Source organism: Mycolicibacterium flavescens (assembly GCF_001722335.1).
GTDB lineage: Bacteria > Actinomycetota > Actinomycetes > Mycobacteriales > Mycobacteriaceae > Mycobacterium > Mycobacterium flavescens.
In genome coordinates this window covers 67,872-91,335 of record NZ_MIHA01000008.1, presented here as the reverse complement: position 1 = coordinate 91,335, position 23,464 = coordinate 67,872, and the positions used below count along the sequence as shown (strand labels likewise).

Sequence of the window (23,464 nt, the reverse complement as noted above, 5' to 3'; positions counted from 1 at the left end):
GGTGCAAACGTGGTCACGAGACCCCCAGGAAGTTCTTGATGTTGGTGGACACGATCTTCACGGCGTTCTCCGGCCCAACCGCGTCGACGACGGTTTTCAGCGACTTCTCCGAGTAGCCGAACGTCGACTCGTTGTGCGGGTAGTCCGACGACCACATCACGTTGTCGACGCCGATCTTGTCGATGAGCTGCAGGCCCAGCGGGTCCACCATGAACGACGCGCTCATGTGGTTGCCCCAGTAATGCCGCACCGGGTGCTCGAGCTGGTGGTTGAACATGTGCCGGTACGACGCCAGCATGTGCTCGGCGTCCTGCAACGCCGTTGGCACCCAGGCGATCCCGCCTTCGAACCAGCCGATCTTGAGGTTCGGGTGGCGGTCGAGGATGCCGGAGAACACGTACTTGGCGAACTGTTCGCGGAACGAGTCGACGTTGACCATCATGCCGACCACGACGCTGTTGTGCTGGCACGGCGTCTTGGGCGGCGTCTCGCCGATGTGGTGGCTGACCGGCAGCCCGGCGGCTTCGATCTCGTCCCAGACCGCGTCCATGTCGGTGCTGCCGTAGTCGTAGATGTTGCCGTCGTCGTCCTTGCCGGGGTTCAGCGGCAGCAGGAACGTCTTCAGGCCCAGCGCCTTCAGCTCCTCCAGCGTGCTCCTGGTGCCTTTGGGGTCCCACCAGTTGATCAGACCGACGCCGTAGAAGTGGCCGTTGCTGCGCTCCTGCAGGTCGGCGATGTGCTCGTTGTAGATGCGGAACACCCGCTCGCGCAACGACTTGTCCGGGTAGTGGAACAGCGCCAGCACGGCGTTGGGGAACGCCAGCTCCTTGTCGATGCCGTCCTCTTTGAGTTCACGCACGCGGGCCTCGATGTTGTTCGACGCCGCACCGGCGAGGTCGTCGTACTGCATCAGCACCCGGCCGAAGTCGCCGCCGGTCCAGGCCTTGCCCTTCATGCCCACCATGTAGGCGCCGTCCTCGTACCAGATGCGCGGCGCGGCGCCCTTGAGCTCCTCGGGGAAGCGGTCGTAGAAGATGTCGTCGGCGACCGAGATGTGGTTGTCCGCCGAGAAGATCTCGGTTCCGGCGGGCAGCCCGAAATCACCGGTGGCGTGGCCCTTGCGGTGTTTGGGGGCGCCGAAACCCTCGGGCGGATACAGGGTCGTAATTGGTGCTGACATCGTTGACACTCCAATCGGGCTGAGGAACGGACCTGACTACCAGGTCACCGGAAGTTCGTAGACGCCGTAGGCGAGGCGGTCGTGTTTGAACGGCACGTCCTCGAACGGGATGGCCAGCTGCAGCGTCGGGATGCGGCGCAGCAGCGTGTGGAACACGATCTGCAGTTCGGCGCGGGCCAACTGCTGGCCGACGCACTGGTGCCGGCCGTAGCCGAAGCCCAGCTGCTGGCCGGCGTCGCGGCTGAGGTCGAGCTTGTCGGGTTCGGGGTAGGCCGCGGCGTCCCAGTTCGCCGGGGCCAGGTCGAGGATGATGCCCTCGCCGGCGCGGATCGTCTCACCGGCGATCTCGATGTCCTCGATCGCAACGCGGCGCTGCCCGTTCTGGATGATGGACAGGTAGCGCATCAGCTCCTCGACCGCGTTCGCGATGAACTTCGGATCATCCGAATCCCGCAGCTGCGCCGCCTGTTCGGGGTTCTCCAGCAGCGCCAGCACGCCGATGCCGATCATGTTGGCGGTGGTCTCGTGGCCGGCGATGAGCAAACCGGTGCCCAGCTGCGCGGCCTCCTTGACGCTGATCTCCCCGGCGTTCACCCGCTCGGCGAGGTCGGAGACCGCGTCCTCCGACGGGTTCTCCATCTTGGCCCTGACGAGGTCGCTGAGGTACTTCGCCAGGCTCATCGCGCCCTTCTGGCCGTCCTCGGCCGAGGCGTAGCGGGCCAGGCCGACGTTCGCGTGGTGCTGGAAGAACTCGTGGTCCTCGTATGGGACGCCGAGCATCTCGCTGATCACCCGGGTGGGCACCGGCAGCGCCAGTTGGGCGACGATGTCGGCGGGCTGCGGGCCGGCCAGGATCGTGTCGATGCACTCGTCGGTCACCTGCTGGATGGCGGAGCGCAGGCCCTCGACCCGCTTGAAGGTGAACGGCTTGGACAGCATCCGGCGGAACCGGGTGTGCTCCTCGGCATCTGAGGTGAACACCGAGCGCGGGCGTTTGTAGACCGTGGAGAGCATGTGCTCGTTCCAGTGCGGGAAGCCCTCGATCCGGTCGTCGACGCTCACGCGGGCGTCGGCGAACAGCTCGCGCGCGACGGCGTGTCCGGTGACCAGCCACGGTGTGGTGCCGTTCCAGATGCGCACGCGCGACAGCGGTTTGACCTCGCCCATCCTCAGCATCTGCGGCGGCGGGGCGAACGGACAGCGCGCGTCGCGCTCCATCGGGTACTCGGGGATCTCCGCGGAGACGTCGGGGGTACCGGTCAGGGTGTCAGACATTGAGCTCTCATTCCTCGATGTGAATGGCGAGTGCGGGGCAGGCCGCGGCCGCTTTGCGGGCGTCCTCGGCCCGGTCCTCGCCCGGGCTGTCGTCGAGCAGGACGACGACACCGTCGTCGTCGCGTTGGTCGAACAGGTCGCCGGCGTTGAGCACACACTGGCCCGACGACACGCACTTGTCCTGATCCACAGTCACTTTCATCGCGCGGGCGCCTCCGTGATCGGCGCTTCCCACAGGCCGACGATGGCGTCGATCAGCCCGGAGGCCACCGAACTCCACGTCGTCCTGGGCATGTCGGCACCCTCGGCGAAGGCGCGTTCGAAATCCGCACAGGTGTGCATCATCAAGTTGCGCACCATGATGTTTCGCTCGGTGACCACGGCCATCGGCAGGTCGGGCAGGCAGCGGGTGATGCCGTCGACCACGCGCTGCAGCGACGGTGAGGCCAACGCGTCCTTGACCACGATCTTCTGGTAGGCGGGGTCGGCCAGCGCCTGCGCGGCGAACCGCGCGTACCAGGTGGGGTTGCCGAGTTGATCCAGGTGTTCGGTCAGCGAGCACACCATGCAGGCGATCCAGTCGCGCAGCCGCGCGGAGTCACCGGTGGCGGCGACCATGCGCTCGAGCAGGCCTTCGATCGAGCCGCGGTGCTTCTGCTCGATGGCCCGCACGAGGTCGGTCTTGGTGCCGAAGTGGTAGCCGACCGCGGCGTTGTTGCCCTGCCCCGCGGCCTCACTGACCTGACGGTTCGACACCGCGTAGACGCCGTGTTCGGCGAACAGCCGTTCGGCGGCGGCCAGGATCGCCTCCCGCGTGATGCTGGCTCTCTCGGTACGCACACTTCTGGCAGCGGTGGTCACGGTCACAGTCAACCGCGACCGAAGGGTTAAGTCAAGTGACTGATTTAAAGTCGTCACGGCTTCGGTTTACGCACGATGACCTTGCCCGCAGTGGTCCCACCGTCGATCGGCAACACCGTGCCGGTGACGTACCGGGAGCGGTCGCCGGCGAAGTACAGCGCGGCCTCGGCGACGTCGTCGACGGTGCCCTCCCGCTTCAACGGACGGTCGTTGCGCATCTGCTCGCGGATCTTGGCCTCGAACTCCTCGAGGCGCTGCAGGTCCTCGCCGACCGCGGATTTGCGCACGATCGCGGTGCGGATGTTGCCCGGCGCGATCGCGTTGACCCGTACCTCGTAGTGCGCGAGATCGATCGCGGCGGACTTGGTGAACTGGATGACCGCGGCCTTCGACGCGCGGTAGGTCATGACACCGCCGCCGGCCTGGATGCCGCCGATCGAGGTGAGGTTGATGATCGACCCGCCGCCGTTGCCGGACATGTGCCGCGCGGCGTCGCGGGTACCGGCCATCACGGCCAGCACGTTGACCGCCATCACCTGGTGGAAGTCGGCGAGGTCGTCGTCGAGGAACTTGCCGAACATCTTTCCTGACACGCCCGCGTTGTTGACCATCACGTGCAGGCCCCCGAAATCCTCGACCGCGGTGGTCACCAGGCGGGTCACCTGCGCGACGTCGGCGACGTCGGATTCGAGGAACCGGATGCGCTCGCCGAGTTCGGCGGCCAGTCGCGCGCCGGCATCGCCGTCGATGTCGCCGACCACGACGCGCGCGCCCTCGGCGACGAACCGTCGCACCAGGCCCTCACCCAAACCCGATGCGCCGCCGGTGATCACCGCGACCTTGCCCTCGAGTTCGCCGGTCATGTCGTCGCTCCTTCATCAAGCTCGGCCCAGAAGCCGAGTAGCAGTTCGTTGACCGCGTCGGGTTGTTCGATTTGCGGGCAGTGACCGGCCGCGTCGATCACCGCCGACCGTCCGCCGCGGATCTGGCCGGCGATCTCGGCCGCCCACCCGGGGGGCAGCAGCTTGTCGCCTCCGCCCTCGACGACCAGTGTCGGCACGTCGATCCGGTCATACGCGCGCCGGCTGGACGGCAGTGGCGGCGCGTCCAGGCCGGGGCGGCGAAAGCGGGCCGCCGCCAACGCCTCCCATGCTCCCGGCGCGATGCTGGCCTCATACCTCCGCTGCACGTATGCCTCGTCGGTTGGGTAGGACGGGTCGTAGAACAGCGCCTGCACGATGCGGCGCATGCCGTCGAGCGTGGCGTCGTAGTCGTAGAGCGCCGCGGAGTGTTCGTTGCGCTGGATGTCCCCGCCGCCGCAGATCGTCACCAGGCTGCGCACCGGAAGCAGCGGCGCGTCCGACGTGATGTCGACGAACAGGTTCACCGCGCCCATCGAGTTACCGACGAAGTGTGCGGAGTCGATACCGAGCGCTTCGCAGAACCGGGCGATGTGGCGGATCCGCATGCCGCGACCGTCGGTGAAGTCGATGACTTTGGCCGACTCGCCGAATCCGAGCATGTCGAGCGCCAGCACCCGGTGGTGCTCGGCCAGCGCGTCGATGTTTCTCTCCCAGCCGATCTCGGCGCTCGCACCGAACTCGCCGCCGTGCAGCAGCACGACCGGGTCACCCTCACCCGCCTCGAGATACCCGGTGGTCAACCCGTCGACGAGGATGGTCCTTTTTTCTGCGCGAGCAGACGCAAAGTGACCGGAAATTGGCCCGGATGAGGACATTTTGCGTCTGCTCGCGCCGGAGGGCGTCACGGTCACGCGCTCTCCCGCGGGACCCTGGCGAACGTCAACACCTGGGCGGCGAGCATGTCCAGCTGATCGCGGATCGTCGGGTCGGTCAGTTCGCCTGCGTCATCCCAGATCTGGTCGGCGGAGTTGATCGCCACCCCCAGCGGTGTCGGCCACGCGCGCAGGGCGTGCCCGATCGACCGCAGCTGCCCGAGTGTGCCGACCGCCGCCTGCCAACCGTAGGCACAGCTGACGCAGCCCCACGGCGTGTTGTCGAGGTAGACCCGGGGGTCCTCGCGCAGGTCCTCGATGTAGTCGAGCGCGTTCTTCACCAAACCGGAGATCGCCCCGTGGTAGCCCGGCGACCCGACCACCACCGCATCGGCGTCGCGCAGCGCCCCGACCAGTTCGAGGGCCTGAGGGGTGCGCTCGAGCGAATGCGGGGCATACATCGGCAGGTCCAGATCGGGCCCCGCGAACAGCCGGGTGCGTCCGCCCTGCCGTTCCACCGACGCCAGGCAGTAGCGCAGCGCGCGTTCGGTCGACGAGTTGGCCCGCAGGGTGCCACCCAGTCCGACGACGAACGGCGCGCCGCCCGTAGTGGAAGTCATCGCTGTCACCTACTTGATCGCTATCGGGCTGACCGGTGCCCCCACCGCGCCAACGACTTTCAGCGGCGGGGCGATCAGCTGGAACTCGTACACACCGTCGGCCGCGCAGTCGGCGGCCAGGGCACCCAGGTCCCAGTACTCGCCGAACATCAACCCCATGTCGCGCAGGCAGATCATGTGCATCGGCAGGAACGTGCCCTCGACGCCGTTGGCGGGGTCGGGATCCTCGACCATCAGGTTGTCGGCGGCCACCGCTGCGACGTCGTGGTCGTGCAGCCACGACGCGCAGGTCCAGTCGAGCCCGGAGCCCGGTTCGGCGCCGTCGCCGGTGGACAGGAACCGCGTCCACCACCCGGTGTGCACGACGACGATGTCGCCGGCGGCGATCGCGACGCCCTGCGCGCGGGCGATGTCGTCGAGTTCGGCCGGGGTGACCGGGTTTCCGGGTTCGAGGAACACCTCGGCACCGCGGTGCTTGACCACGTCGAGCAGCACACCCCGCGACGTGATGCCCTTGACGTCGACCTTCTCGATCCCGAGGTGGAAGGCACCGAAACTGGTCACCGAGTCGGCGGGGAAACCGTTGTAGAGCTTGTCCTCGTAGTAGACGTGCGAGATCGCGTCCCACTGCGTGGCGGCCTGCAGCGGCATCACGACCATGTCGTCGTTGAACCGGAACGGGTTGTCGGCGAAGAACGCGCTGACGTCGCCGGCCACCGCGTTGCGCAGCCATTCGGGGCCGTACTGCACCAGCGTCGAGGCGTCACCGCCGTCGACGGTCATCACGTGGGTGGGGTTCTGGCGGAACTTGAACGCGCCCTGCGGTCCGCCCGCGCTGAAGTCACCGCCGAGCGGGATCACCGCGCCCCTCTTCACCAGCGACGCGGCCTCGGCGACCTTCTCCGGGGTGATGAAGTTCAGGGTGCCGAGTTCGTCGTCGTCACCCCAGCGGCCCCAGTTGCGCACCTCGTCGGCGACGCGCCGGAACTCGCTCATGCTGGCCATGATTCGCCTCTCATCGTCGTGTCACCGAGCCCGTGAGATCCGTCTCGCCGACAGTCCCGCCGTCCACCCAGATCACCTGTCCGGTCAGGTAACTGGCCGCCGGACTGTTCAGGAAGGTCAACACGGCGGCCTGCTCGTGCGGTTGGGCGGCGCGGCCCAGCGGGTTGCGGAAGGAGTCCAGGAACTCCGGGCCGTATGCGCTGCGCAACTGGTCGAGGATCGGTGTGTCGGTCACCCCGGGGGCGGTGCAGTTGATCCGGATCCCCTTGGCGCCCAGCGCCGCGACGTGAGCCATCCCGTAGAGGATGATCGCTTCCTTGGACAGCCGGTAGCCGCCGCCGTCGGCAAGCGCGTCGGGATTGGCCTTGCACCAGTCGATCCCGGCCTCGATCGAATCCGTGTCGACCAGGCCGGCGGTGACCGCGGCGTTCTCGCGATAGGCCGAGGCCGCCAGCGAGGACACGTTGGCGATCGCCGACCCGGCGGGCATCTTCGGCACCAGCGCCTCGGTGAAGCGCCGGGTGCCGAGAAAGTTGATCCGCACCACGCGCAGCGGGTCCTTGATGCCCGACGACACACCGGCGATGTTGAACAGCGCGTCGACGGGGCCGTCGATCTGGCCGGCCGCCCGGTCGATCGACTCGGCATCGGACAGGTCGAGTGCGACGAACTCGCCGACCGCGTCCGCGGGCGCCGCGAGATCGCAGCCGATCACCTCGGCGCCGAGGTCGGCGACCTGCCGCGCGACGTGCGCGCCGATTCCCGAGGCGCATCCGGTGATGACGACGCGGCGCCCGTCATACCGCCACAGTTCGCCGGTCTGGCTCACCGGCCGTCAGCCCGCCTGCTCGCGCGCCGCCTTCTCCGCCTGCGCTGCCTTCACGCGGCCCTCGTTGATCTCGGCCATCGCCTCGGGGATCTCGCCGGCGGTGAACTTGCCGCCGCGGCCGGTCGGCAGACCACCGAAGCTGTAGGTCTCGTCGAAGATCGGTGCCTCGGAGGCCTCCCGACGCGACTCGACCTTCTCGATGACCGGCTCGAGGCGCTTGGCCTTGTCGGCCCGCGCCTTCTCGTCGCGCTCGATGAACTCGGGCAGGATGTCGCGACCCATGATCTCGATCGACTCCATCGTGCCTTCGTGGCTGCGCGGGTTGAGCAGCAGGATGATCTCGTCGACCCCGCTGGCCTCGTAGCCGCGCAGGAACTCCCGAACAGTGTCCGGTGAGCCGATCGCACCGCGGCCGGGGCCGTACGCCAGCGTCGGGTCCTCTTTGACGGCCTGCTCGTAGAGTTCCCACACCCCGGTGCGGCCGGGGGTGTGCATGCCGGTCATGTAGTAGTGCATGATCCCGAACGAGAAGAAGCCGCCGCCGATTCCGAGCCGCTTGAGCGCCTCCTCGTCGGTCTTGGCCACCATCATCGACAGGTCGCCGCCGATGGCCAGCAGGTTCGGGTTGATCTCCGGGGTGACCGGTGCGCCCTTCTCCTCGAACTCCTTGTAGTAGCCGTCGACCCGCTCCTTGAGCGCCTCGGGGCCGGTGTAGGCGAAGCTCAGCGCCCCGATCGCCTTCTGCGCGGCCATCTGCACCGACGACGGCCGGGTGCAGGCGACCCAGACCGGCGGGTGCGGGGTCTGCAGCGGCTTGGGAATCACGTTGCGGGCCGGCATCTCGACGTGCTCGCCCTTGAAGCCGGTGAACGGTGTCTCGGTCATGCACCGGATCGTGACCTCGAGCGCCTCTTCCCACATCGTCCGCTTGTCGGCCGGGTCGATGTTGAACCCACCCAGCTCGGCGACCGAGGAACCCTCGCCGGTGCCGAATTCGACTCGCCCGTTGGACAGGTGGTCCAGTGTGGACACCCGCTCGGCGATGCGCGCCGGGTGGTTGATCGGCGGAGGCAGATGCATGACGCCGAAACCGAGCCGGATGTTCTTGGTGCGCTGGCTGGCGGCCGCCAGGAACATCTCGGGTGCGGTGGAGTGGCAGTACTCCTCGAGGAAGTGGTGTTCGGTCAGCCACACCGTGGAGAAGCCCGCCTTGTCGGCGAGTTCCACTTCGTCGAGCCCGTGCTGGAACAGCTGATGCTCGTCGTCGTCGCTCCACGGCCTCGGCAGCGGAAACTCGTAGAACAGCGAGATCTTCATTTCGTTACCTTCCGGTGTGTATCGGATGCCGTATCGGTTCTGGTGCCGGCCTGACCCACAGAACCGGACAGTTGCTCGGCGATGTGCTTGGCGGCGACATAGCCGAAAGTCATTGCGGGACCGATGGTCGCACCTGCGCCGGCGTAGCTGCGGCCCATCACCGCCGCTGACGCGTTGCCCACCGCATAGAGGCCGTCGACGGCCGTGTCGTCGGCGCGCAGCACCCTGGCGTGCTCGTCGGTGCGCAGCCCCCCGGACGTGCCGAGGTCCCCGAGGATGATCTGGAACGCGTAGTAGGGCGGCTTGCCCAGCGGATGCAGGTTCGGGTTGGGCAGCGTCGGGTCGCCGTAGTAGTTGTCGTAGGCCGAGTCGCCGCGGTTGAAATCGTCGTCGTGGCCGGTGCGCGCCAGCGCGTTGAACCGGTCGGCGGTCGCGCGTAACTGGCCGGGCGGCACCCCGATCTTGGTCGCCAGCTCCTCGAAGCTGTTGCCCTCGTGCACAACTCCGGACTCCAGCCACGCCTTGGGCACTTTCCACCCGGTGGGCACCGGCGCGAACGGGATCTTGGGGATCGGCAGATGCCCGGCGACCACGTAGCGGTGGAACGAGCGGATGTCGGTGATCAGCCAACACGGGATGTGGGTGACCCCGGAGTTGTGGCCCTCGATCATCGCGTGGGCGAAATCCATGTAGGGCGCGGCCTCGTTGATGAAGCGCTTACCCTCGCCGTTGACGACGAACTGCGACGGCATCATCCGTTCGTTGAGCATGAACTGCAGACGCCCGTCGGGCCAGCAGATCGCGGGGAACCACCACGCCTCGTCGAGCAGGTCGGTCGAACCGCCGACCTTCTCCCCCGCCCGGATCCCGTCCCCCATCGACGCCGGATTGCCGAAGCTCCAGTCCTTTTCGAGCAGCGGCAGGTGCTGGCGGCGCCACTCCATGTCGTGGTCGAAGCCGCCGGAGGCCAGGATCACGCCGTGCCGGGCACCGATGCGCTGCTGGTGCCCGTCGCGTTCGACCACCGCGCCGACCACCTTCCCGTCGACGTCGGTGATCAGTTCGGTCATCGGCGAGCTCAGCCACAGCGGCACGTTCTGCTGTTTGAGGGCCAGCCGCATCCGCGCGGCCAGCGACTGCCCGATGGCGGCCATCCGGTCGCCGAACACCCGGGCGCGCACCATCCGCCAGATCAGCTTGAGCAGCACGGCCTTACCACGCCAGTTCTGTCGCACCTGGTAGAACAGCCGCAGATCCTTCGGGGCGAACCAGATTCCCTTGGGCGCCAGGGCCAGCGGCTGCAGCAGGTGCTGTTCTTCGTCGCCGAGCTTGCGCAGGTCGATGGCGGGCACGTTGATGGTGCTGCCGAGTTCGGAGCCGCCGGGCAGTTCCGGGTAGTAGTCGGCGTAGCCGGGTTTCCAGACGAACTCGAACCACGGGCTGAGCCGCTCGAGGAACTCCATCATCTCCGGTGCGGCGTCGACGTAGGTGCGCAGGCGTGCCTCGCTGACCAGTCCGCCGGTGATCTGACGCAGGTACTCCACGACGCCGTCGGGGTCGGGGACGTAGCCCGCCTTGCGCTGCGCGGGTGCGCCAGGAACCCAGATGCCGCCGCCGGACAGGGCCGTGGAACCACCGAAGTGGGCGGCCTTCTCGACGACCAGCGCGTCGAGGCCGAACGCGTCGGCGGCCAGCGCCGCGGTCATGCCGCCGCCACCGGAGCCGACGACGAGCACGTCGACGGTGTGGTCGAACTTCTCAGACATCCAATACCGCCGTCCTGATCGCGAACCCGGCGATCAACTCGGGTGCCGCCCGGTAGAACCGCTGCTCGGTGCGGTAGGGCCCGTGCGCGGCCAGCCCGGCGAATGCGGCTATCCAGGTTCTGATTTCGTGCGCCGAGTGGCCGGCCTGCTGTTCGATCCAGCTGTTGGACCAGGCGTCCACCTCGGCGAGCCGGTTGCCGTCGACGAGGTCGAGGAACGCGGCGTCCCACTCGGGGTTGAGCGGCTGCAGCGGGCTCTCCCCGTGCGCGAAGGCGTGTGCGGCGTCCATCACCGCGGTCTGGCGGGCCTGCCGCTGCTCGGTGCTCATCGGCAGCCCGTGCACGATGCGCTCCAGCGCGGCGGGCGGTGCGCTGGCCAGTGTCGGCACCGGGGGGTCGTGGGAGAGCCCGCCGGAACCGACGATCAGGACCCGCCGGCCCAGCGTGGCGAGAAAGGTGCCGACCGCGGCGCCCAGCGCGCGCACCCGTCGTACCGGCCCGAGCGGGGTGGCCACCGAGTTGATGAAGATCGGGACGACCGGGCGCGCGGTCGCGTCACCGAACAGTTTCTGCAGGGGCTGGACGGTGCCGTGGTCGACGTCCATACTCGCCGAGATCGCGATGTCGATGCTCGATTCGAGAACCGCTCGGGCACAGTCGGTTGCGATATCGGCGGGCACGTCGAGCGGGCCGGCGTGGGTGCCGTAGTCACCGACCCCCTGCGCGGCGGTGCCGATGCAGAACGGCGGCATCGTCCGGTAGAAGAACCCGTTGTAGTGGTCGGGCGAGAAGATCACCACCAGTTCGGGGTCGAACTCGGCGACGAATCGGCGGGTGTCGTTGAGCGCCGACTCGATGTCGTCAAGGAGTTCCGGTGACGGTCCCGGAAGATTCAGTAGCGGGCTGTGCGACATGCAGCACAGGGCCAGTGTGCCCATGAGAACCGGAGCCTCCTCCCTGGGTCAGACAGAGAACGTCGAAGAGCGACTCGCTCACTTCGGGCGCGCGCTGCGCGATGCAGGCCCCGGCGATGCAGCGGTCGGGACGCAGGAACAGCACGGAGTCGGTGTAGACGTCGAACCACGACTTCAGCGCGCCGGTCTTGTCGCCGATCACGACGATGTCGGGGTCGTCGTGCCCGGGCCAGTTCAGCTGCGTCATCGGGCGGGCCTCGATGAACTCGGTACCCAGCTCCTGCCACCGCCGGAACGCCTTGTCGCCGAGGATCGCTCGCAGGTTGTTGCTCCAGCACAGCACCGCGAAGCCCGGCCCGAGGACGTCGTCGAGCAGGACGTTCTGGCGTTCGCGGGTGTCGACGCGGGGCTGGATGAACAGGGTGCCGGTGGGTGAGTTGGCTGCCGCGCTGGGCTCGCCGTGGAACACCGCTCCCTGTTGGTAGCGCGGCATCGGCTTGAACCGCATCTCCAGGATGTAGCGCTTGAGCGACGGCACGATCGACGCGCCGTGGATGACGCGGTCGCGCAGCGCCGCCACCCGCTTGTTCGTCGGCGAGATGACCCGGCCCACCATCGTCGACAGGTCGATCATCGCGCGGGCGTGCTTGCGCCGTTCCAGGTCGTAGGTGTCGAGCAGCGCGTCGCCGGCCTGACCGGTGACCACCGCGGCCAGTTTCCATCCGAGGTTGGCCGCGTCGCGGATGCCGCTGTTGTAACCCTGCCCCTGCCACACCGGCATCAGGTGGGCGGCGTCGCCGGCCAGCAGCAGCCGGCCCTTGCGGAACGAACCCGCGATCCGCGAATGGTGGGTGTAGACCCGGTGCCGGATCATGTCGACGCGGTCGGGATGCGGAACCCGGGTCGCGAGCATCCTGCGCACGAACGCGGGATCGTCGGCCTGCTCGTCGGTTTCGTCGGGGTGAATCATGAACTCGAAGCGGCGGATGCCGTGGGCGATCGAGATCGACACGTACGGGCGCGCCGGGTCGGCACCGACCTCGCTGTTCGGGTGCCCCAGTGGGTCGTTGGCGACATCGACGACCAGCCACCGCGTCGACGACGTCGTCCCGTCGAACGACACGCCCATCAGCCGGCGGGTGGCACTGCGGCCACCGTCGCAGCCGACGACGTAGCGGGCGCGCACCGGGTCCTGCCCCGTCGCGAACTGCACGCTGACACCGTCGTCGTCCTCGGTGCAGGTCTCCATCCGGCACCCGAACCGGACCTCGACATGGTCGAAACGCTCGAGGCCACCGAACAGTTCGGCGTCGACCATCGGCTGCACGAAACCGTTGCGCTTGGGCCAGCCGAACCGCGCGTCCGGCGGTGCCATCTCGGCCAGCAGCTGGCGCTTGGCGTCGTAGAACCGCAGGATCTGATTGGGCACGGTGTGCGGGAGCACCCGGTCGACCAGGCCGATCGACTGGAAGGTGCGCAGCGCCTCGTCGTCGAGGCCCACGCCGCGCGGATAGTCGATCAGCGTGTCGCGCTCCTCGACCACCAGGGTTCGAACCTTGTGCAGGCCAAGGATGTTGGCCAGGGTCAGCCCGGACGGCCCGGCGCCGACGATCAGGACGTCGACCTGCTCACTCACTGGTACGCCCCAGCAGGAAGTCCAGGTGCAGCCGGTTGAAGGTCTTGGGGTCCTCGTACTGCGGCCAGTGGCCGCAGCCGGGCATCACCTCGAACCGGGCGCCCGGGATCATCGAGGCGATGCGGCGCCCCTCGTCGACGTCGGCGGTGGGGTCGTCGCTGGTCCACACCACCAGCGTGGGTGCGGTGATGGCGCCGTACTCGTTGGGCCCGAGCAGGTTTCGGCCTCGGATCTCGGGGTCCTGCAGGGCCATGATGTCGCGCATGGCCGACACGAAGCCAGGTTGACGGTAGACCCGCTGCCTGCTGGCGACGATGTCGTCGTAGTCCTTGGTCTTGTCGGCCATCAGCCATTTGATCCTGGCCTGCACCGTCTCCCAGGTCGGGTTCTCTGCGGCCGCCATCGACAGCGTGATGATCCGCTTCATCACCTCGGGGTCGGCCTGTGATCCACCAGCGGTGTTGAGCACCAGTCGATTCAGGCGGTCGGGGTGATCGACCGCGGCCCGCGCCGCGACCCATCCGCCGAGCGACTCACCGCTGATGTGGGCGCGCTGCGCACCGATGGCGTCGAGGAACGCGATCAGGTGGTCGACGTAGTGGCGCACCTCGAGGGGATGGCCGGGCTTGTCGGTGTAGCCGTGCCCCAGCATGTCGATCGACCAGACCGAGAAGTGTTCGGCGTGCGACTCCAGGTTGCGGACGTAGGCCTCCGCGTGCCCGCCCGAGCCGTGCAGGAAGACCAGCACGGGCCGATCCGTGCCGCCGGCGTGCAGGTACCGGGTGCGGACGCCGCCGGCGTCGAGGTAACCCTGGGAGAAGGCGACGCCCTGGAGGTCGCTCCAGACGCTCTCGAACTCGGCGGACACACTCAGCCCTCTCTTGACTGCGAGAATCGAATTCTCGTATTTTGTAAGCGTTCTGCTCATTTATCGCACACTCACGTGCACTATAGTCAGAGCATCACTCTCGTCGCAGCGGAATGTCAAGGGTCGAGGAAGGGGCGCCATGCCGCCGGGCCGAAGCGCACAAGTGGGCAAATCCCCTGCCCGGGATGAGCCGGTCAGCGGTGCGCCGGGTTCGCAGACCCTGGCCCGAGGCCTGGCCGCGCTGCAGCTGGTCGCGGCCGCCCGCACCGGGCTGACCGCACAGCAGGTCGCCGACCAGATCGGGGTGCACCGGACCATCGCCTACCGACTGCTGTCGACGTTGTCGCAGTTCCGGCTGGTGGCCAAGGGCGAAGACGGCCGGTACCGCTCGGCGGCGGCGCTCGCGGTGCTCGGGGCGTCGTTCGACAACAACGTCCGCCAACTGAGCCTGGCCACACTGCGCGGGCTGGCCGACGAACTCGGCAGCACCGTGTCCCTGCTGGTCGCCGAGGGTGATCAACAGGTCGCGATCGCGGTGATCGTGCCGACCAACGTCTTCTACCAACTGTCCTTCCACGAGGGCAGCCGTTATCCGCTGGAGCGCGGCGCGGCGGGCATCGCGCTGCTGGCGAGCATGCCGCCGCGACCCGGCGAGCGCGACCTGGTGCCGCTGACCCGACAGCAGGGCTGGGTCATCACCCACGGTGAGGTCGAGCCCAACACATACGGTCTCGCGGTGCCGGTCCGTCGGCGTCCGCCGGCGCCGCCGACCTGCATCAACCTCATCTCCCACCGCGAGGACGTCGTGAGGGACGGCCGGGAGGCCGTCATCAGGGCGGCCGAGGAGTTATCCGCGATCCTCAGCTAGAGGGTCAGTTCAACGAGGAGCAGCACGTGACGGACTGGGATCACGACGTCGACGTGGTCGTACTGGGCAGCGGCGGAGCCGGGCTGACGGCCGCTTTGACCGCGGCCACCGGTGGCGCTTCGGTGCAGGTCTACGAGAAGGCCGCGACCGTGGGCGGCACGACCGCGGTGTCGGGCGGCATCATCTGGATTCCGGCGCACGACCGGTCCCCCGACGGTGAACTGACCGTCGAGGACGCGATGAGCTACCTGCGGGCCCAGTCGCTGGGCTACATGGACGACGAGCTCGTCGAGACCTTCGTGCGCACCGGCCCGGAGATGCTGGATTACGTTGAGGCGCACAGCGAGCTGCGTTTCGAGGTGGCCGAGGGCTTCCCCGACTACAAGCCCGAACTGCCCGGCGGTCGCCCCTCCGGCGGTCGCTCGCTCAACGCCAGGCCGTTCGATCTGAGCCGCCTCGGCGAATGGCGTGACCGCATCACCTCGTTCCCCGCCGATTTCAGCAACGTCGGCATCGACGCCGAGACCCGCGCCCGTATCCACGCGTCCGTCGACGACGAGTCCGGGGACTACTGCGTGGCAGGAACGGCACTGATCGCCGGGCTGCTCAAGGGTCTGCTGGACCTCGGCGTCGCACCGCAGACCAACGCCCGCGCGGTCGAGCTGCACGCCGACGCTTTGGGTATCACCGGTGTGCGAATCGAACAGGGCGGCAACAGTTTCAATGTCCGTGCCCGCCGCGGCGTGGTGCTGGGAACCGGCGGGTTCGAGTGGGACCGCAAGCTGGTCGAGGCTTATCTGCGGGGGCCGATGCGCGGGCCGGTGTCACCGCCGAACAACACCGGCGACGGGCTGCGGATGGCGATGGCGCACGGTGCGGATCTGGCCAACATGGGTGAGGCGTGGTGGGTGCCGATCGTGCAGCTGCCCGGCGACACGTTCGAGGGGCGTCCCCGCAGCCGCAGCGTGCGCCTCGAACGCACCCGTCCGCGCAGCATCATCGTCAACCGCGCGGGTAGGCGGTTCCTCAACGAGGCGGGCGAGTACAACTCGATGGCCGGCCCGTTCCACTACCTCGATCCGCGACACGGCTACGCCAACGATCCGGCCTGGATCGTGTTCGACTCGCTGCACCTCAAGAAGTATGGCTTCCTCGGCATCGACCCGGACGGCCCTGCGCCGGAATGGTTCTCGCCGTCGAAGGATCTGGCCGAGCTCGGCGACAAGACCGGAATCGACGCCGACGGGCTGGCCCGGACGCTGCAGTCCTGGAACGACAGCGTCGCGCAGGACACCGACCCGGAGTTCGGCCGCGGTTCGAGCGCCTACGACGGCTACTGGGGCGACGACAAGGCGCCCACCCCCGCGGGCCGCACCCTCGGTCCGATCGACACGCCGCCCTACTACGCGGTCCCGGTGTCGATCGGCGCGATGGGCACCAAGGGCGGACCGCGCACCGATGCCGACGGCCGGGTGCTGCACGTCAACGGCTCGGCCATCCCGGGACTGTTCGCCGCGGGCAACGCGATGGCCGGCGCGACCGGCAAGGCCTACGGCGGCGCGGGCGGCACCATCGGCCCGGCGATGGTGTTCGGCTACCGAGCGGGCCTCGCCGTTTCCGCGCGAGCAGACGCAAAGTGACCCGCTGCGGCGCGATTTCGGGGCACTTTGCGACTGCTCGCGGGGATTATCCCGGGCGCGGTCAGGGGTTCAGCGGCACCCCGAACAGCCGCTCGGCGGCGGCGTAGACGTCGTCGCGGCCCTCGGCCACGGCGTCGGCCAGCCGATCCAGTTCGGGGTGGGTGCGCAGCAGGCTCTGGGCCAGGGACAGGATCTGGGAGCGGGCCCGCGCCGCCCGACGCTGCGGGCTGTCGGAGCGGTGGTGGGCCGCGATGGCCTCCATCAACTCGTCGATGCCCTCACCCTGTGCCGCAATGAGTTTGAGGATCGGCGCCGAGGTCTCGGCGTGCAGATCGCGCACCGTCTGATCGGCGCCGTCGCGGTCGGCCTTGTTGACCACCACGATGTCGGCGACCTCGAGCAGCCCCGCCTTGGCCGCCTGAACCGCGTCTCCGGCACCCGGATTGAGGATCACGATGGTCGGGTCGGCAACCGCGGCGATCTCGATCTCGGACTGCCCGACACCGACCGTCTCGAGCACCACCAGGCCGTACGACAGCGCGGCGAGCACCTGTAGCGACGCGGGCACCGCGGCGGCCAGACCGCCGAGGTGGCCGCGGGCCGCGACCGACCGGATCAGCACGCCGGGATCGTTGATGTGGGCGGCCATCCGGATCCGGTCGCCCAGCAGCGCTCCCCCACTGTAGGGCGACGACGGGTCGACCGCCAACACCGCGACCCGTTCCTCGCGTTGGCGGTAGGCGCCGACCAGCACCCCGACCGTCGTCGACTTCCCGGCGCCGGGCGGCCCCGTCACACCGATCACGCGAGGCGGGTCGACGGGTCCGATCGCCTCGAGAACCTCGGTGCGCCGCGGGCTTTCGGCCAGACTGAGCAGCCGGCCCGTCGCCCGCGTCGAGCCGCCGCGCGCCGCCTCGATGAGTTCTTCGATAGTCATCGTCGTGAATCCTACGGAGCCGGTACCGCGACGACCGCCAGCGATGACCTTGCCGACACCAATGCCTGCACCTCTGTTTCCAACCGTAGGAGAATGTTATTCTCTCAGACCGAGAGCGACAGTTGCAAGAAGGGGAATCACATGCAAATCGCAGGTAGCTCGGCGATCGTGGTCGGTGGTGCCGGTGGCCTCGGTGAGGCGACGGTGCGACGGTTGCACGGCGCAGGCGCCAAGGTCGTCGTCGCCGATCTGGCCGACGACAAGGGCAGGCAACTGGAGAACGAGCTCGGCATCCGCTACGTCTCGACCGACGCCACCTCCGAGGAGTCGGTGCTGGCCGCGATCGCGGAGGCGGAATCCCTCGGCCCGCTGCGCATCTCGGTCGACACCCACGGCGGGCCCGCCGGCGGCGGCCGGCTGGTCGGCAAGGACGGCTCCCCGCTCGGACTGGACGCGTTCGAGAAGACGATCAAGTACTACCTGACCGCGGTGTTCAACATCATGCGGTTGAGCGCGGCGGCGATCGCCAAGACCGAACCGCTCGAGGAGGGTGCCCGCGGCGTCATCGTCAACACCGCGTCGATCGCCGGCTATGAGGGCCAGATCGGTCAGCTCCCGTACGCCGCCGCCAAAGGCGGGGTCATCGGCATGACCCTCAATGCCGCGCGCGATCTTTCGCCGCTGGGAATCCGCGTCGTCACGATCGCTCCGGGAACCATCAACACGCCTGCCTACGGCCAGGCCGCCGATCAGCTCGAGCAGTACTGGGGTCCGCAGGTGCCGTTCCCCAAGCGGATGGGCCGCGCGACGGAGTACGCGCAGCTGGCGCAGAGCATCATCGAGAACGACTACCTCAACGGCGAGATCATCCGCCTCGACGGAGCCCTACGCTTCCCGCCGAAGTGAGTCTGTCGGGGAAGGTCGCCTTCGTCGCCGGGGCCAGCCGCGGCATCGGTGCGACGGTCGCGGCTGCCCTGGCGCGCGAGGGCGCGGCCGTCGCGGTGGCCGCGCGTACCGAGCGTGAAGGCAAGGTGCCTGGCACGATTCACCGGGTCGCCGACGGCATCACGGCCGCGGGCGGTCGGGCGTTGCCCGTCACCTGCGATGTCACCAGCGAGGAGTCCGTCGAATCCGCAGTGGCCGCGACGGTTTCGGAGTTCGGCGGCATCGACATCCTGGTGGCCAACGCCGGGGTGTTGTGGCTCGGGCCGATCGAGTCGACGCCGCTCAAGCGTTGGCAGCTGTGCCTGGACGTCAACACCACCGGCGTGTTCCTGGTGACGAAGGCGGTGATCCCGCACGTACGGGCTCGCGGCGGCGGGTCGCTGATCGCGATCACCACGACCGGCGTGGAGATGATCGACCACGGCGCGAACGCCTACTGGGTGTCCAAGGCCGCCGTCGAGCGGATGTATCTCGGCCTGGCCGCCGACCTGCGCGGCGACAACATCGCGGTGAACTGCCTGAGCCCGTCGCGCGTCGTGCTCACGGAGGGCTGGCAGGCCGGCGGCGCGGGTATGCAGGTGCCGCCCGAGATGGTCGAACCACCCGAAGCGATGGCGGTCGCGGCGGTCCGACTGGCCCAGCAGACGGCCGCCGGGGTCACGGGCACGATCCAGCGCAGCGAGTCACTCACCTTCTAAGTTGCGGCGAGCGTCAGTTGCGGCGAGCGTCCGTGTCTGCGCACGACACGCCGCGCGTTTTCCGCAGTTTGTGCACGCTCGCGATCGCGCGAGCGTGCACGAAATGACATTCCCGGTCGTGATTTCCGCGGCTCGACGACCATGGCCGCTATCTCGCAGCATGCGCGGGCGCCGCACCGGCGAGATGCGCTCGCTCGCAACGGGTCGAGCGTGCGCGAACGCTGAAATTGTCCCGGCGTGTCGTCTGCAGACATGCACGCTCACGCCAACAAGCGCTACTTGTTCTTGGCGACCAGACCGTCGACGATCTTGTTGAAGTCGGCCGTCCCGAACGACACATACTCGGCGAGGTTCGCGTAATCCAGCGACGCCAGCACCGACTTCTCCAACTGCAGATTCATCAGGCGCTTGGTGGCCTCGACCGCCTGCTGCGGCAACTCGATGAGCTTCTTCGCGCACGCGACGGCCTCGGCCAGCGGGTCCTCGACCACGTGATTGGCCAACCCGAGTTCGACGGCACGCTGCGCCTTGATCCGCACACCGGTCAACGCGAACTCCTTGGCCTGCAGCAGGCTGATCTGCGAGCCCCACACCAGCGGTCCGCCGTCGGCCGCGACCAGCCCGATCGTGACGTGCGGGTCGGCGAAGAACGCGTTCTCCGCGATGTACACCACGTCCGACAGCGCCGCCAGGCTGCACCCCAGGCCGACCGCCGGGCCGTTGACCGCCGCGACCACCGGGATGCGGCAGCGCACCATGCCGATCACCAGATCGCGACCATGCTTGATCGTCTTCTGGCGCAGCGCTTCGTCTTTGCGCAGCTCGTCGAGGTAGTTGAAGTCACCGCCGGCCGAGAAGGCCCGCCCCGCACCGGTGATGACCGCCGCGCGTGCGCCGGTGTCCTCGTTGAGTTCCTCCCAGACCCGCGCCAGTCCGACGTGCAGCGCGTCGTTGACCGCGTTGAGCTCGTCGGGCCGGTTGAGCGTGATGATGCGCAACGCCCCGTCGGCGCGGACGTCGATTTCGTCTGGCATGTCGTACATCAGGACCCCAATCCAAGAATTCGCTGCGCGATGATGTTCTTCTGAATCTGCGACGTACCGCCCATGACGCTCTGCGCGCGGCTGTACATGTAGGCGCCGAACAACTCCTCGTCGCCGGTGCCGACGGTGGCCAGCGCGGCATGGCCGACGGACTGCTCAGTCCACGTCATCAGCAGCTTGTCCAGCGAGCCCTGCGGCCCGTGGGTCAACCCGTCCAGCTGCTCGGACAGCCGCCTGCGCACGTGCAACCGCAGCATCTCGGTCTGCACCCACGCCCACGCCAGTTCCTCGGGTGCCGGGCCGACCCGGGTGGCCAACTGGCGCACCAGCTTTCCGTACCGCGCCGAGAAGCCCAGCGTCGACGGTTCGCGTTCGTGGCTGACGACGGTCATCGCCAGCTTCCAGCCCTCGCCGGGCGCGCCGACCATGTTGGCCGCCGGCACGCGCGCACCGTCGAACAGCACCTGGCCGAATTCCTTGGTGACCCCGCTGATCATCTTCAGCGGCCGCTGTTCGATGCCGTCCTGGTGCATCGGCACGATGAACGCCGAGATCCCCTTGTGCTTGGCCACATCCTTGTCCGTGCGGGCCAGCAGCAGACACCAGTCGGCGACGTCGGAGTAGCTGGTCCAGATCTTGTGCCCGTGGATCACGTACTCGTCGCCCTCGCGGGTCGCCGTCGTCGTCAGCGACGCCAGATCCGAGCCCGCACCGGGCTCGGAGAAACCCTGACACCAGCGTTCGGTGCCGTTGATCATGCCGGGCAGGAACCGCTGCCGCAGTTCCTCGCTGCCGTGATGCGACAACCCCACGACCAGGTACCCCAGGCTCGGCCGCGCGGGGGCGCCCGCCTTGGCGATCTCCTCGTCGACGATCACGTCGTAGACCGGCGGAAGATCCTGCCCGCCGTACTCTTCGGGCCACGAGGTGCCGAAGAACCCGGCCTGGTACAGAGCCTGGTGCCAGGCGCCCTGAGCGGCCCAGTACTCGTCACCCGATGTCGGGAACTTGCCCTTCTGCTCGGTCAGCCAGTCGCGCAGCCGGGTCCGGAACTCCGCTTCCTCCGGCGAATCACGAAAGTCCAATGGTCAACTCCTCCAGCTTCACGGGCCACGTCTCGGTCGCGGCCAGTACCCGCCGCAGATACACATGCGCGAGGCACTCCCAGGTGTTGCCGATCCCGCCGTGCACCTGGATCGACGTCTCGCACACCGTCAATGCGCTTCGCGCGCAGTAGATCTTGGCTACCCGGGCCGCCTCGATCGCCTCGGCGACCGGCAGCTCGTCGACCGCCCACGCAGCGTGCCGCGACACGCTGACCGCCCCTTCGATCAACGCCAGGCTTTCGGCCAGCAGGTGCCCGACCGCCTGGTAGGACCCGATCGTCGCGCCGTACTGCTCGCGGACCTTGGCGTACTCGACAGCCAACGCATGCGTGCCGCGGGCCGCCCCGACGAGGTCGGCGCAGGTCACGGTCAACGCCAGCGCACGCCACCGGCCGGCGTCCTCCTCGGAGAGCTCGGCCAGTTCCGGCGGGGACTCCACGACACCGGCGAGGCTGCGCGTCAGGTCGACCGACTCGCCGTCGTCGGCCGCGGCGGGGGCATGTCCGCACCGCGACTGCAGGTCGTCGGCGAGTATCGGACCGACGAACGGCACGTCGACCAGCCCGCGCGCGAACTCCTCGGCCACGATCGCCACTTCCACACCCGACGCGCCGTCCGAGCGCAACGTGCGAAAACCGGTGGCGTGCACGGCCTTCTCCAGCCGCGCCACCCGACTCGCGTCGTCGAGATCGGCCACCGAACCGGGTCCGAGTTCGTCGGCCACGGCCGCGGCGGCCGCCCGCAGCTGCTGTTGTTCACTGGTCAGACGGACGTCCACAGACGCTCCTTCAACACTCGACGCAAGACCTTTCCTGATGGCAGCCGCGGGATCTCGGCGACGAACGCCACCCGCGTGAGCCGCTTGTATGCTGCCAGCCGCTCGCCGACCAGCGCTTGCAGTTCCTCGGCGGTCACCGACGCGTGGGTCTTGACCGCGGCGACGATCGCCTCTCCGTTGACCGGGTCGGGGACGCCGAACACCGCGCAGTCGTCGACCGCGGGATGGCCGTGCAGCACCGCTTCGATCTCGGCGGGCGCGACCTGGAAGCCGCGCACCTTGATCATCTCTTTCGACCGGTCGGTGATCCGCAACCAGCCTTCGCTGTCGAGGGTGCCGACGTCGCCGGTCCGGTACCAGCCGTCGTCGAACGCGTCGGGGGTCGCCGACTCCGGAAGATAGCCCGCCATCACCGATTCCGAGCGCACCTGGATCTCGCCGACACCGTCGGCGCCCAGCGGCTCACCGTCGTCGAGTGACACCACCCGCACGCGAACCCCCGGAACCGGTTTGCCCACGGTGTCGAGGTGCTTGCCGTCGAGGTCGTTGCACGCGATCACCGGCAGTTCACTGGCCCCGTAGGCGGTCACCCACGTCACCTGAGTCCTGGCGGTGACGGCCTCGGCGACGCTCTCGGTGACCGGTGTGGCGCACCACATGATGTACCGCAGCGACGAAAGGTCGTGTGATTCCAGGTCCGGGTGCGCCGCGAGTGCCAAAGCGATTGGTGCGACGGCCATCTCGATGGTGATCCGGTCGCTCTCGATGTGCTGCAGCATCAGGTCGATGTCGAAGCGCCGGTGCAGCCGGATCCAGGTTCCGGTGTCCAGCGCCATCACGATGTTGAGCAGACCGAGGATGTGCGACGGTGGCGTCATGATCTGCATGCGGTCGGCCGAGGTGAGCTGCAGCGCCGCGCGCCAGTGCTCGACGGCGACGGCGAACGACGCGTGCGTGTGCCGCACCGCCTTCGGCATGCCGGTGGTGCCGGAGCTGAACACGAACAGCGCGTCACGGTCGGCCGGAACCACGTCGAACGTCCGTTGCCCGGGGGTGATCGGATCGTCGAGGGACAGCATCGGCATGAGCTCGGCCAGTACCGGATGGTCACCGACGGCGTGGCCGGGTCGGGTCAACGCGATCGCGTGCTCGGCTTCGGTGCGTTTCCACGCCGGGCTCATCAGCACGGCGGCGGCACCCAGTCGCCAGACCGCCTGCAGCGCAATGACGAACTCGGGGCGGTTGGACGACATCAGCGCGACCCGGTCGCCGGCCCGGACCCCGCGGTCTGCGAGTGTGGCCGCCATTCCGCTGGTCAGTGCGTCGAGTTCGGCCAGGCTGTACTCCCGCTCCTCGAACGCGAGCGCGACCGGCTCCTCACTCACACCCTGTCCTCACTACCCGTGTCGCACGATGTTGCGAGAAGATCGTATCATTAAAAGAG

General features: G+C 68.4%; 23 protein-coding genes. 4 read left to right on the top strand and 19 right to left on the bottom strand.

What is annotated here, in order from left to right; translation table 11 throughout:
* Nucleotides 1-13 precede the first annotated feature (13 nt).
* Genes BHQ18_RS12840 through BHQ18_RS12775 form a run of 14 tightly spaced genes read right to left on the bottom strand, consistent with a single transcriptional unit; the run spans nt 14 to nt 14,005 of the window.
* Complete coding sequence (locus BHQ18_RS12840) at nt 14-1,180, bottom strand: amidohydrolase family protein (RefSeq protein WP_069414001.1); 1,167 nt, start codon at nt 1,178-1,180, stop codon at nt 14-16.
* A 36-nt stretch (nt 1,181-1,216) separates the two neighbouring features.
* A complete protein-coding gene (locus BHQ18_RS12835; protein ID WP_069414000.1) occupies nt 1,217-2,455 on the bottom strand; it encodes a cytochrome P450 in 1,239 nt (412 codons plus the stop codon).
* A gap of 7 nt (nt 2,456-2,462) precedes the next feature.
* Complete coding sequence (locus BHQ18_RS12830; RefSeq protein WP_069414146.1) at nt 2,463-2,657, bottom strand: ferredoxin; 195 nt, start codon at nt 2,655-2,657, stop codon at nt 2,463-2,465.
* The gene (locus BHQ18_RS12825; protein ID WP_069414145.1) at nt 2,654-3,316 is read right to left on the bottom strand and encodes a TetR/AcrR family transcriptional regulator; all 663 of its coding nucleotides are present in this window, start codon (nt 3,314-3,316) and stop codon (nt 2,654-2,656) included. The genes BHQ18_RS12830 and BHQ18_RS12825 overlap by 4 nt, the downstream gene beginning before the upstream one ends.
* Before the next feature lie 53 nt (nt 3,317-3,369).
* Nucleotides 3,370-4,179 (bottom strand): SDR family NAD(P)-dependent oxidoreductase, encoded by an 810-nt coding sequence (locus tag BHQ18_RS12820; protein ID WP_069413999.1) that lies wholly within the window; start codon nt 4,177-4,179, stop codon nt 3,370-3,372.
* The gene (locus BHQ18_RS12815) at nt 4,176-5,054 is read right to left on the bottom strand and encodes an alpha/beta fold hydrolase (RefSeq protein WP_069414144.1); all 879 of its coding nucleotides are present in this window, start codon (nt 5,052-5,054) and stop codon (nt 4,176-4,178) included. The genes BHQ18_RS12820 and BHQ18_RS12815 overlap by 4 nt, the downstream gene beginning before the upstream one ends.
* Nucleotides 5,055-5,086: 32 nt before the next feature.
* Entirely contained in the window at nt 5,087-5,671 is a 585-nt protein-coding gene (locus tag BHQ18_RS12810) for an NADPH-dependent FMN reductase (RefSeq protein WP_069413998.1), read from the bottom strand.
* Nucleotides 5,672-5,680: 9 nt separating this feature from the next.
* Nucleotides 5,681-6,676 carry a cyclase family protein gene (locus tag BHQ18_RS12805; protein WP_069413997.1) on the bottom strand — a complete coding sequence of 332 codons (996 nt, stop codon included), beginning with the start codon at nt 6,674-6,676 and terminating at the stop codon, nt 5,681-5,683.
* A gap of 10 nt (nt 6,677-6,686) precedes the next feature.
* Nucleotides 6,687-7,505, bottom strand: a complete 819-nt coding sequence (locus BHQ18_RS12800; RefSeq protein WP_069413996.1) for a coniferyl-alcohol dehydrogenase — start codon at nt 7,503-7,505, stop codon at nt 6,687-6,689.
* A 6-nt stretch (nt 7,506-7,511) separates the two neighbouring features.
* The gene (locus tag BHQ18_RS12795; RefSeq protein WP_069413995.1) at nt 7,512-8,822 is read right to left on the bottom strand and encodes an LLM class flavin-dependent oxidoreductase; all 1,311 of its coding nucleotides are present in this window, start codon (nt 8,820-8,822) and stop codon (nt 7,512-7,514) included.
* The gene (locus BHQ18_RS12790) at nt 8,819-10,588 is read right to left on the bottom strand and encodes an FAD-binding protein (RefSeq protein ID WP_069413994.1); all 1,770 of its coding nucleotides are present in this window, start codon (nt 10,586-10,588) and stop codon (nt 8,819-8,821) included. Before BHQ18_RS12790 ends, BHQ18_RS12795 begins: the two co-directional genes overlap by 4 nt.
* The gene (locus BHQ18_RS12785) at nt 10,581-11,525 is read right to left on the bottom strand and encodes a 3-carboxyethylcatechol 2,3-dioxygenase (protein WP_084294048.1); all 945 of its coding nucleotides are present in this window, start codon (nt 11,523-11,525) and stop codon (nt 10,581-10,583) included. Before BHQ18_RS12785 ends, BHQ18_RS12790 begins: the two co-directional genes overlap by 8 nt.
* Nucleotides 11,449-13,137 (bottom strand): bifunctional 3-(3-hydroxy-phenyl)propionate/3-hydroxycinnamic acid hydroxylase, encoded by a 1,689-nt coding sequence (locus BHQ18_RS12780; RefSeq protein ID WP_069413993.1) that lies wholly within the window; start codon nt 13,135-13,137, stop codon nt 11,449-11,451. The genes BHQ18_RS12785 and BHQ18_RS12780 overlap by 77 nt, the downstream gene beginning before the upstream one ends.
* A complete protein-coding gene (locus tag BHQ18_RS12775; protein WP_069413992.1) occupies nt 13,130-14,005 on the bottom strand; it encodes an alpha/beta fold hydrolase in 876 nt (291 codons plus the stop codon). Before BHQ18_RS12775 ends, BHQ18_RS12780 begins: the two co-directional genes overlap by 8 nt.
* A gap of 139 nt (nt 14,006-14,144) precedes the next feature.
* Between BHQ18_RS12775 and BHQ18_RS12770 the strand changes: the two genes are divergently transcribed.
* Nucleotides 14,145-14,873: an IclR family transcriptional regulator domain-containing protein gene (locus BHQ18_RS12770; RefSeq protein ID WP_069413991.1), complete on the top strand. Its 729-nt coding sequence runs from the start codon at nt 14,145-14,147 to the stop codon at nt 14,871-14,873.
* A gap of 26 nt (nt 14,874-14,899) precedes the next feature.
* On the top strand, nt 14,900-16,513 hold the full coding sequence (locus tag BHQ18_RS12765) for an FAD-dependent oxidoreductase (RefSeq protein ID WP_069413990.1): 1,614 nt from the start codon (nt 14,900-14,902) through the stop codon (nt 16,511-16,513).
* A gap of 61 nt (nt 16,514-16,574) precedes the next feature.
* Here BHQ18_RS12765 and BHQ18_RS12760 read toward each other — a convergent pair whose 3' ends face one another.
* The gene (locus tag BHQ18_RS12760; protein WP_069413989.1) at nt 16,575-17,450 is read right to left on the bottom strand and encodes an ArgK/MeaB family GTPase; all 876 of its coding nucleotides are present in this window, start codon (nt 17,448-17,450) and stop codon (nt 16,575-16,577) included.
* A gap of 141 nt (nt 17,451-17,591) precedes the next feature.
* Here BHQ18_RS12760 and BHQ18_RS12755 point away from each other — a divergent pair, with 141 nt between their 5' ends.
* A complete protein-coding gene (locus tag BHQ18_RS12755; protein ID WP_069413988.1) occupies nt 17,592-18,356 on the top strand; it encodes an SDR family NAD(P)-dependent oxidoreductase in 765 nt (254 codons plus the stop codon).
* Nucleotides 18,353-19,093 carry an SDR family NAD(P)-dependent oxidoreductase gene (locus tag BHQ18_RS12750; protein ID WP_069413987.1) on the top strand — a complete coding sequence of 247 codons (741 nt, stop codon included), beginning with the start codon at nt 18,353-18,355 and terminating at the stop codon, nt 19,091-19,093. The genes BHQ18_RS12755 and BHQ18_RS12750 overlap by 4 nt, the downstream gene beginning before the upstream one ends.
* 275 nt (nt 19,094-19,368) lie before the next feature.
* Here the strand turns inward: BHQ18_RS12750 and BHQ18_RS12745 are convergent, their stop codons facing one another.
* Genes BHQ18_RS12745 through BHQ18_RS12730 form a run of 4 tightly spaced genes read right to left on the bottom strand, consistent with a single transcriptional unit; the run spans nt 19,369 to nt 23,405 of the window.
* Nucleotides 19,369-20,136: an enoyl-CoA hydratase/isomerase family protein gene (locus tag BHQ18_RS12745; protein ID WP_069413986.1), complete on the bottom strand. Its 768-nt coding sequence runs from the start codon at nt 20,134-20,136 to the stop codon at nt 19,369-19,371.
* Entirely contained in the window at nt 20,136-21,221 is a 1,086-nt protein-coding gene (locus tag BHQ18_RS12740; RefSeq protein WP_069413985.1) for an acyl-CoA dehydrogenase family protein, read from the bottom strand. The genes BHQ18_RS12745 and BHQ18_RS12740 overlap by 1 nt, the downstream gene beginning before the upstream one ends.
* A complete protein-coding gene (locus BHQ18_RS12735) occupies nt 21,208-22,020 on the bottom strand; it encodes an acyl-CoA dehydrogenase family protein (protein ID WP_069413984.1) in 813 nt (270 codons plus the stop codon). Before BHQ18_RS12735 ends, BHQ18_RS12740 begins: the two co-directional genes overlap by 14 nt.
* A complete protein-coding gene (locus BHQ18_RS12730; protein ID WP_069413983.1) occupies nt 22,005-23,405 on the bottom strand; it encodes a class I adenylate-forming enzyme family protein in 1,401 nt (466 codons plus the stop codon). The genes BHQ18_RS12735 and BHQ18_RS12730 overlap by 16 nt, the downstream gene beginning before the upstream one ends.
* Between the last annotated feature and the right edge of the window lie 59 nt (nt 23,406-23,464).

Bases quoted from the DNA above. Each gene is read 5' to 3' on its own strand.
- BHQ18_RS12840 (WP_069414001.1), bottom strand. From the start codon at position 1,180: ATGTCAGCACCAATTACGACCCTGTATCCGCCCGAGGGTTTCGGCGCC.
- BHQ18_RS12835 (WP_069414000.1), bottom strand. From the start codon at position 2,455: ATGTCTGACACCCTGACCGGTACCCCCGACGTCTCCGCGGAGATCCCC.
- BHQ18_RS12830 (WP_069414146.1), bottom strand. From the start codon at position 2,657: ATGAAAGTGACTGTGGATCAGGACAAGTGCGTGTCGTCGGGCCAGTGT.
- BHQ18_RS12820 (WP_069413999.1), bottom strand. From the start codon at position 4,179: ATGACCGGCGAACTCGAGGGCAAGGTCGCGGTGATCACCGGCGGCGCA.
- BHQ18_RS12815 (WP_069414144.1), bottom strand. From the start codon at position 5,054: ATGTCCTCATCCGGGCCAATTTCCGGTCACTTTGCGTCTGCTCGCGCA.
- BHQ18_RS12810 (WP_069413998.1), bottom strand. From the start codon at position 5,671: ATGACTTCCACTACGGGCGGCGCGCCGTTCGTCGTCGGACTGGGTGGC.
- BHQ18_RS12805 (WP_069413997.1), bottom strand. From the start codon at position 6,676: ATGGCCAGCATGAGCGAGTTCCGGCGCGTCGCCGACGAGGTGCGCAAC.
- BHQ18_RS12795 (WP_069413995.1), bottom strand. From the start codon at position 8,822: ATGAAGATCTCGCTGTTCTACGAGTTTCCGCTGCCGAGGCCGTGGAGC.
- BHQ18_RS12790 (WP_069413994.1), bottom strand. From the start codon at position 10,588: ATGTCTGAGAAGTTCGACCACACCGTCGACGTGCTCGTCGTCGGCTCC.
- BHQ18_RS12785 (WP_084294048.1), bottom strand. From the start codon at position 11,525: ATGGGCACACTGGCCCTGTGCTGCATGTCGCACAGCCCGCTACTGAAT.
- BHQ18_RS12770 (WP_069413991.1), top strand. From the start codon at position 14,145: ATGCCGCCGGGCCGAAGCGCACAAGTGGGCAAATCCCCTGCCCGGGAT.
- BHQ18_RS12760 (WP_069413989.1), bottom strand. From the start codon at position 17,450: ATGACTATCGAAGAACTCATCGAGGCGGCGCGCGGCGGCTCGACGCGG.
- BHQ18_RS12755 (WP_069413988.1), top strand. From the start codon at position 17,592: ATGCAAATCGCAGGTAGCTCGGCGATCGTGGTCGGTGGTGCCGGTGGC.
- BHQ18_RS12745 (WP_069413986.1), bottom strand. From the start codon at position 20,136: ATGTACGACATGCCAGACGAAATCGACGTCCGCGCCGACGGGGCGTTG.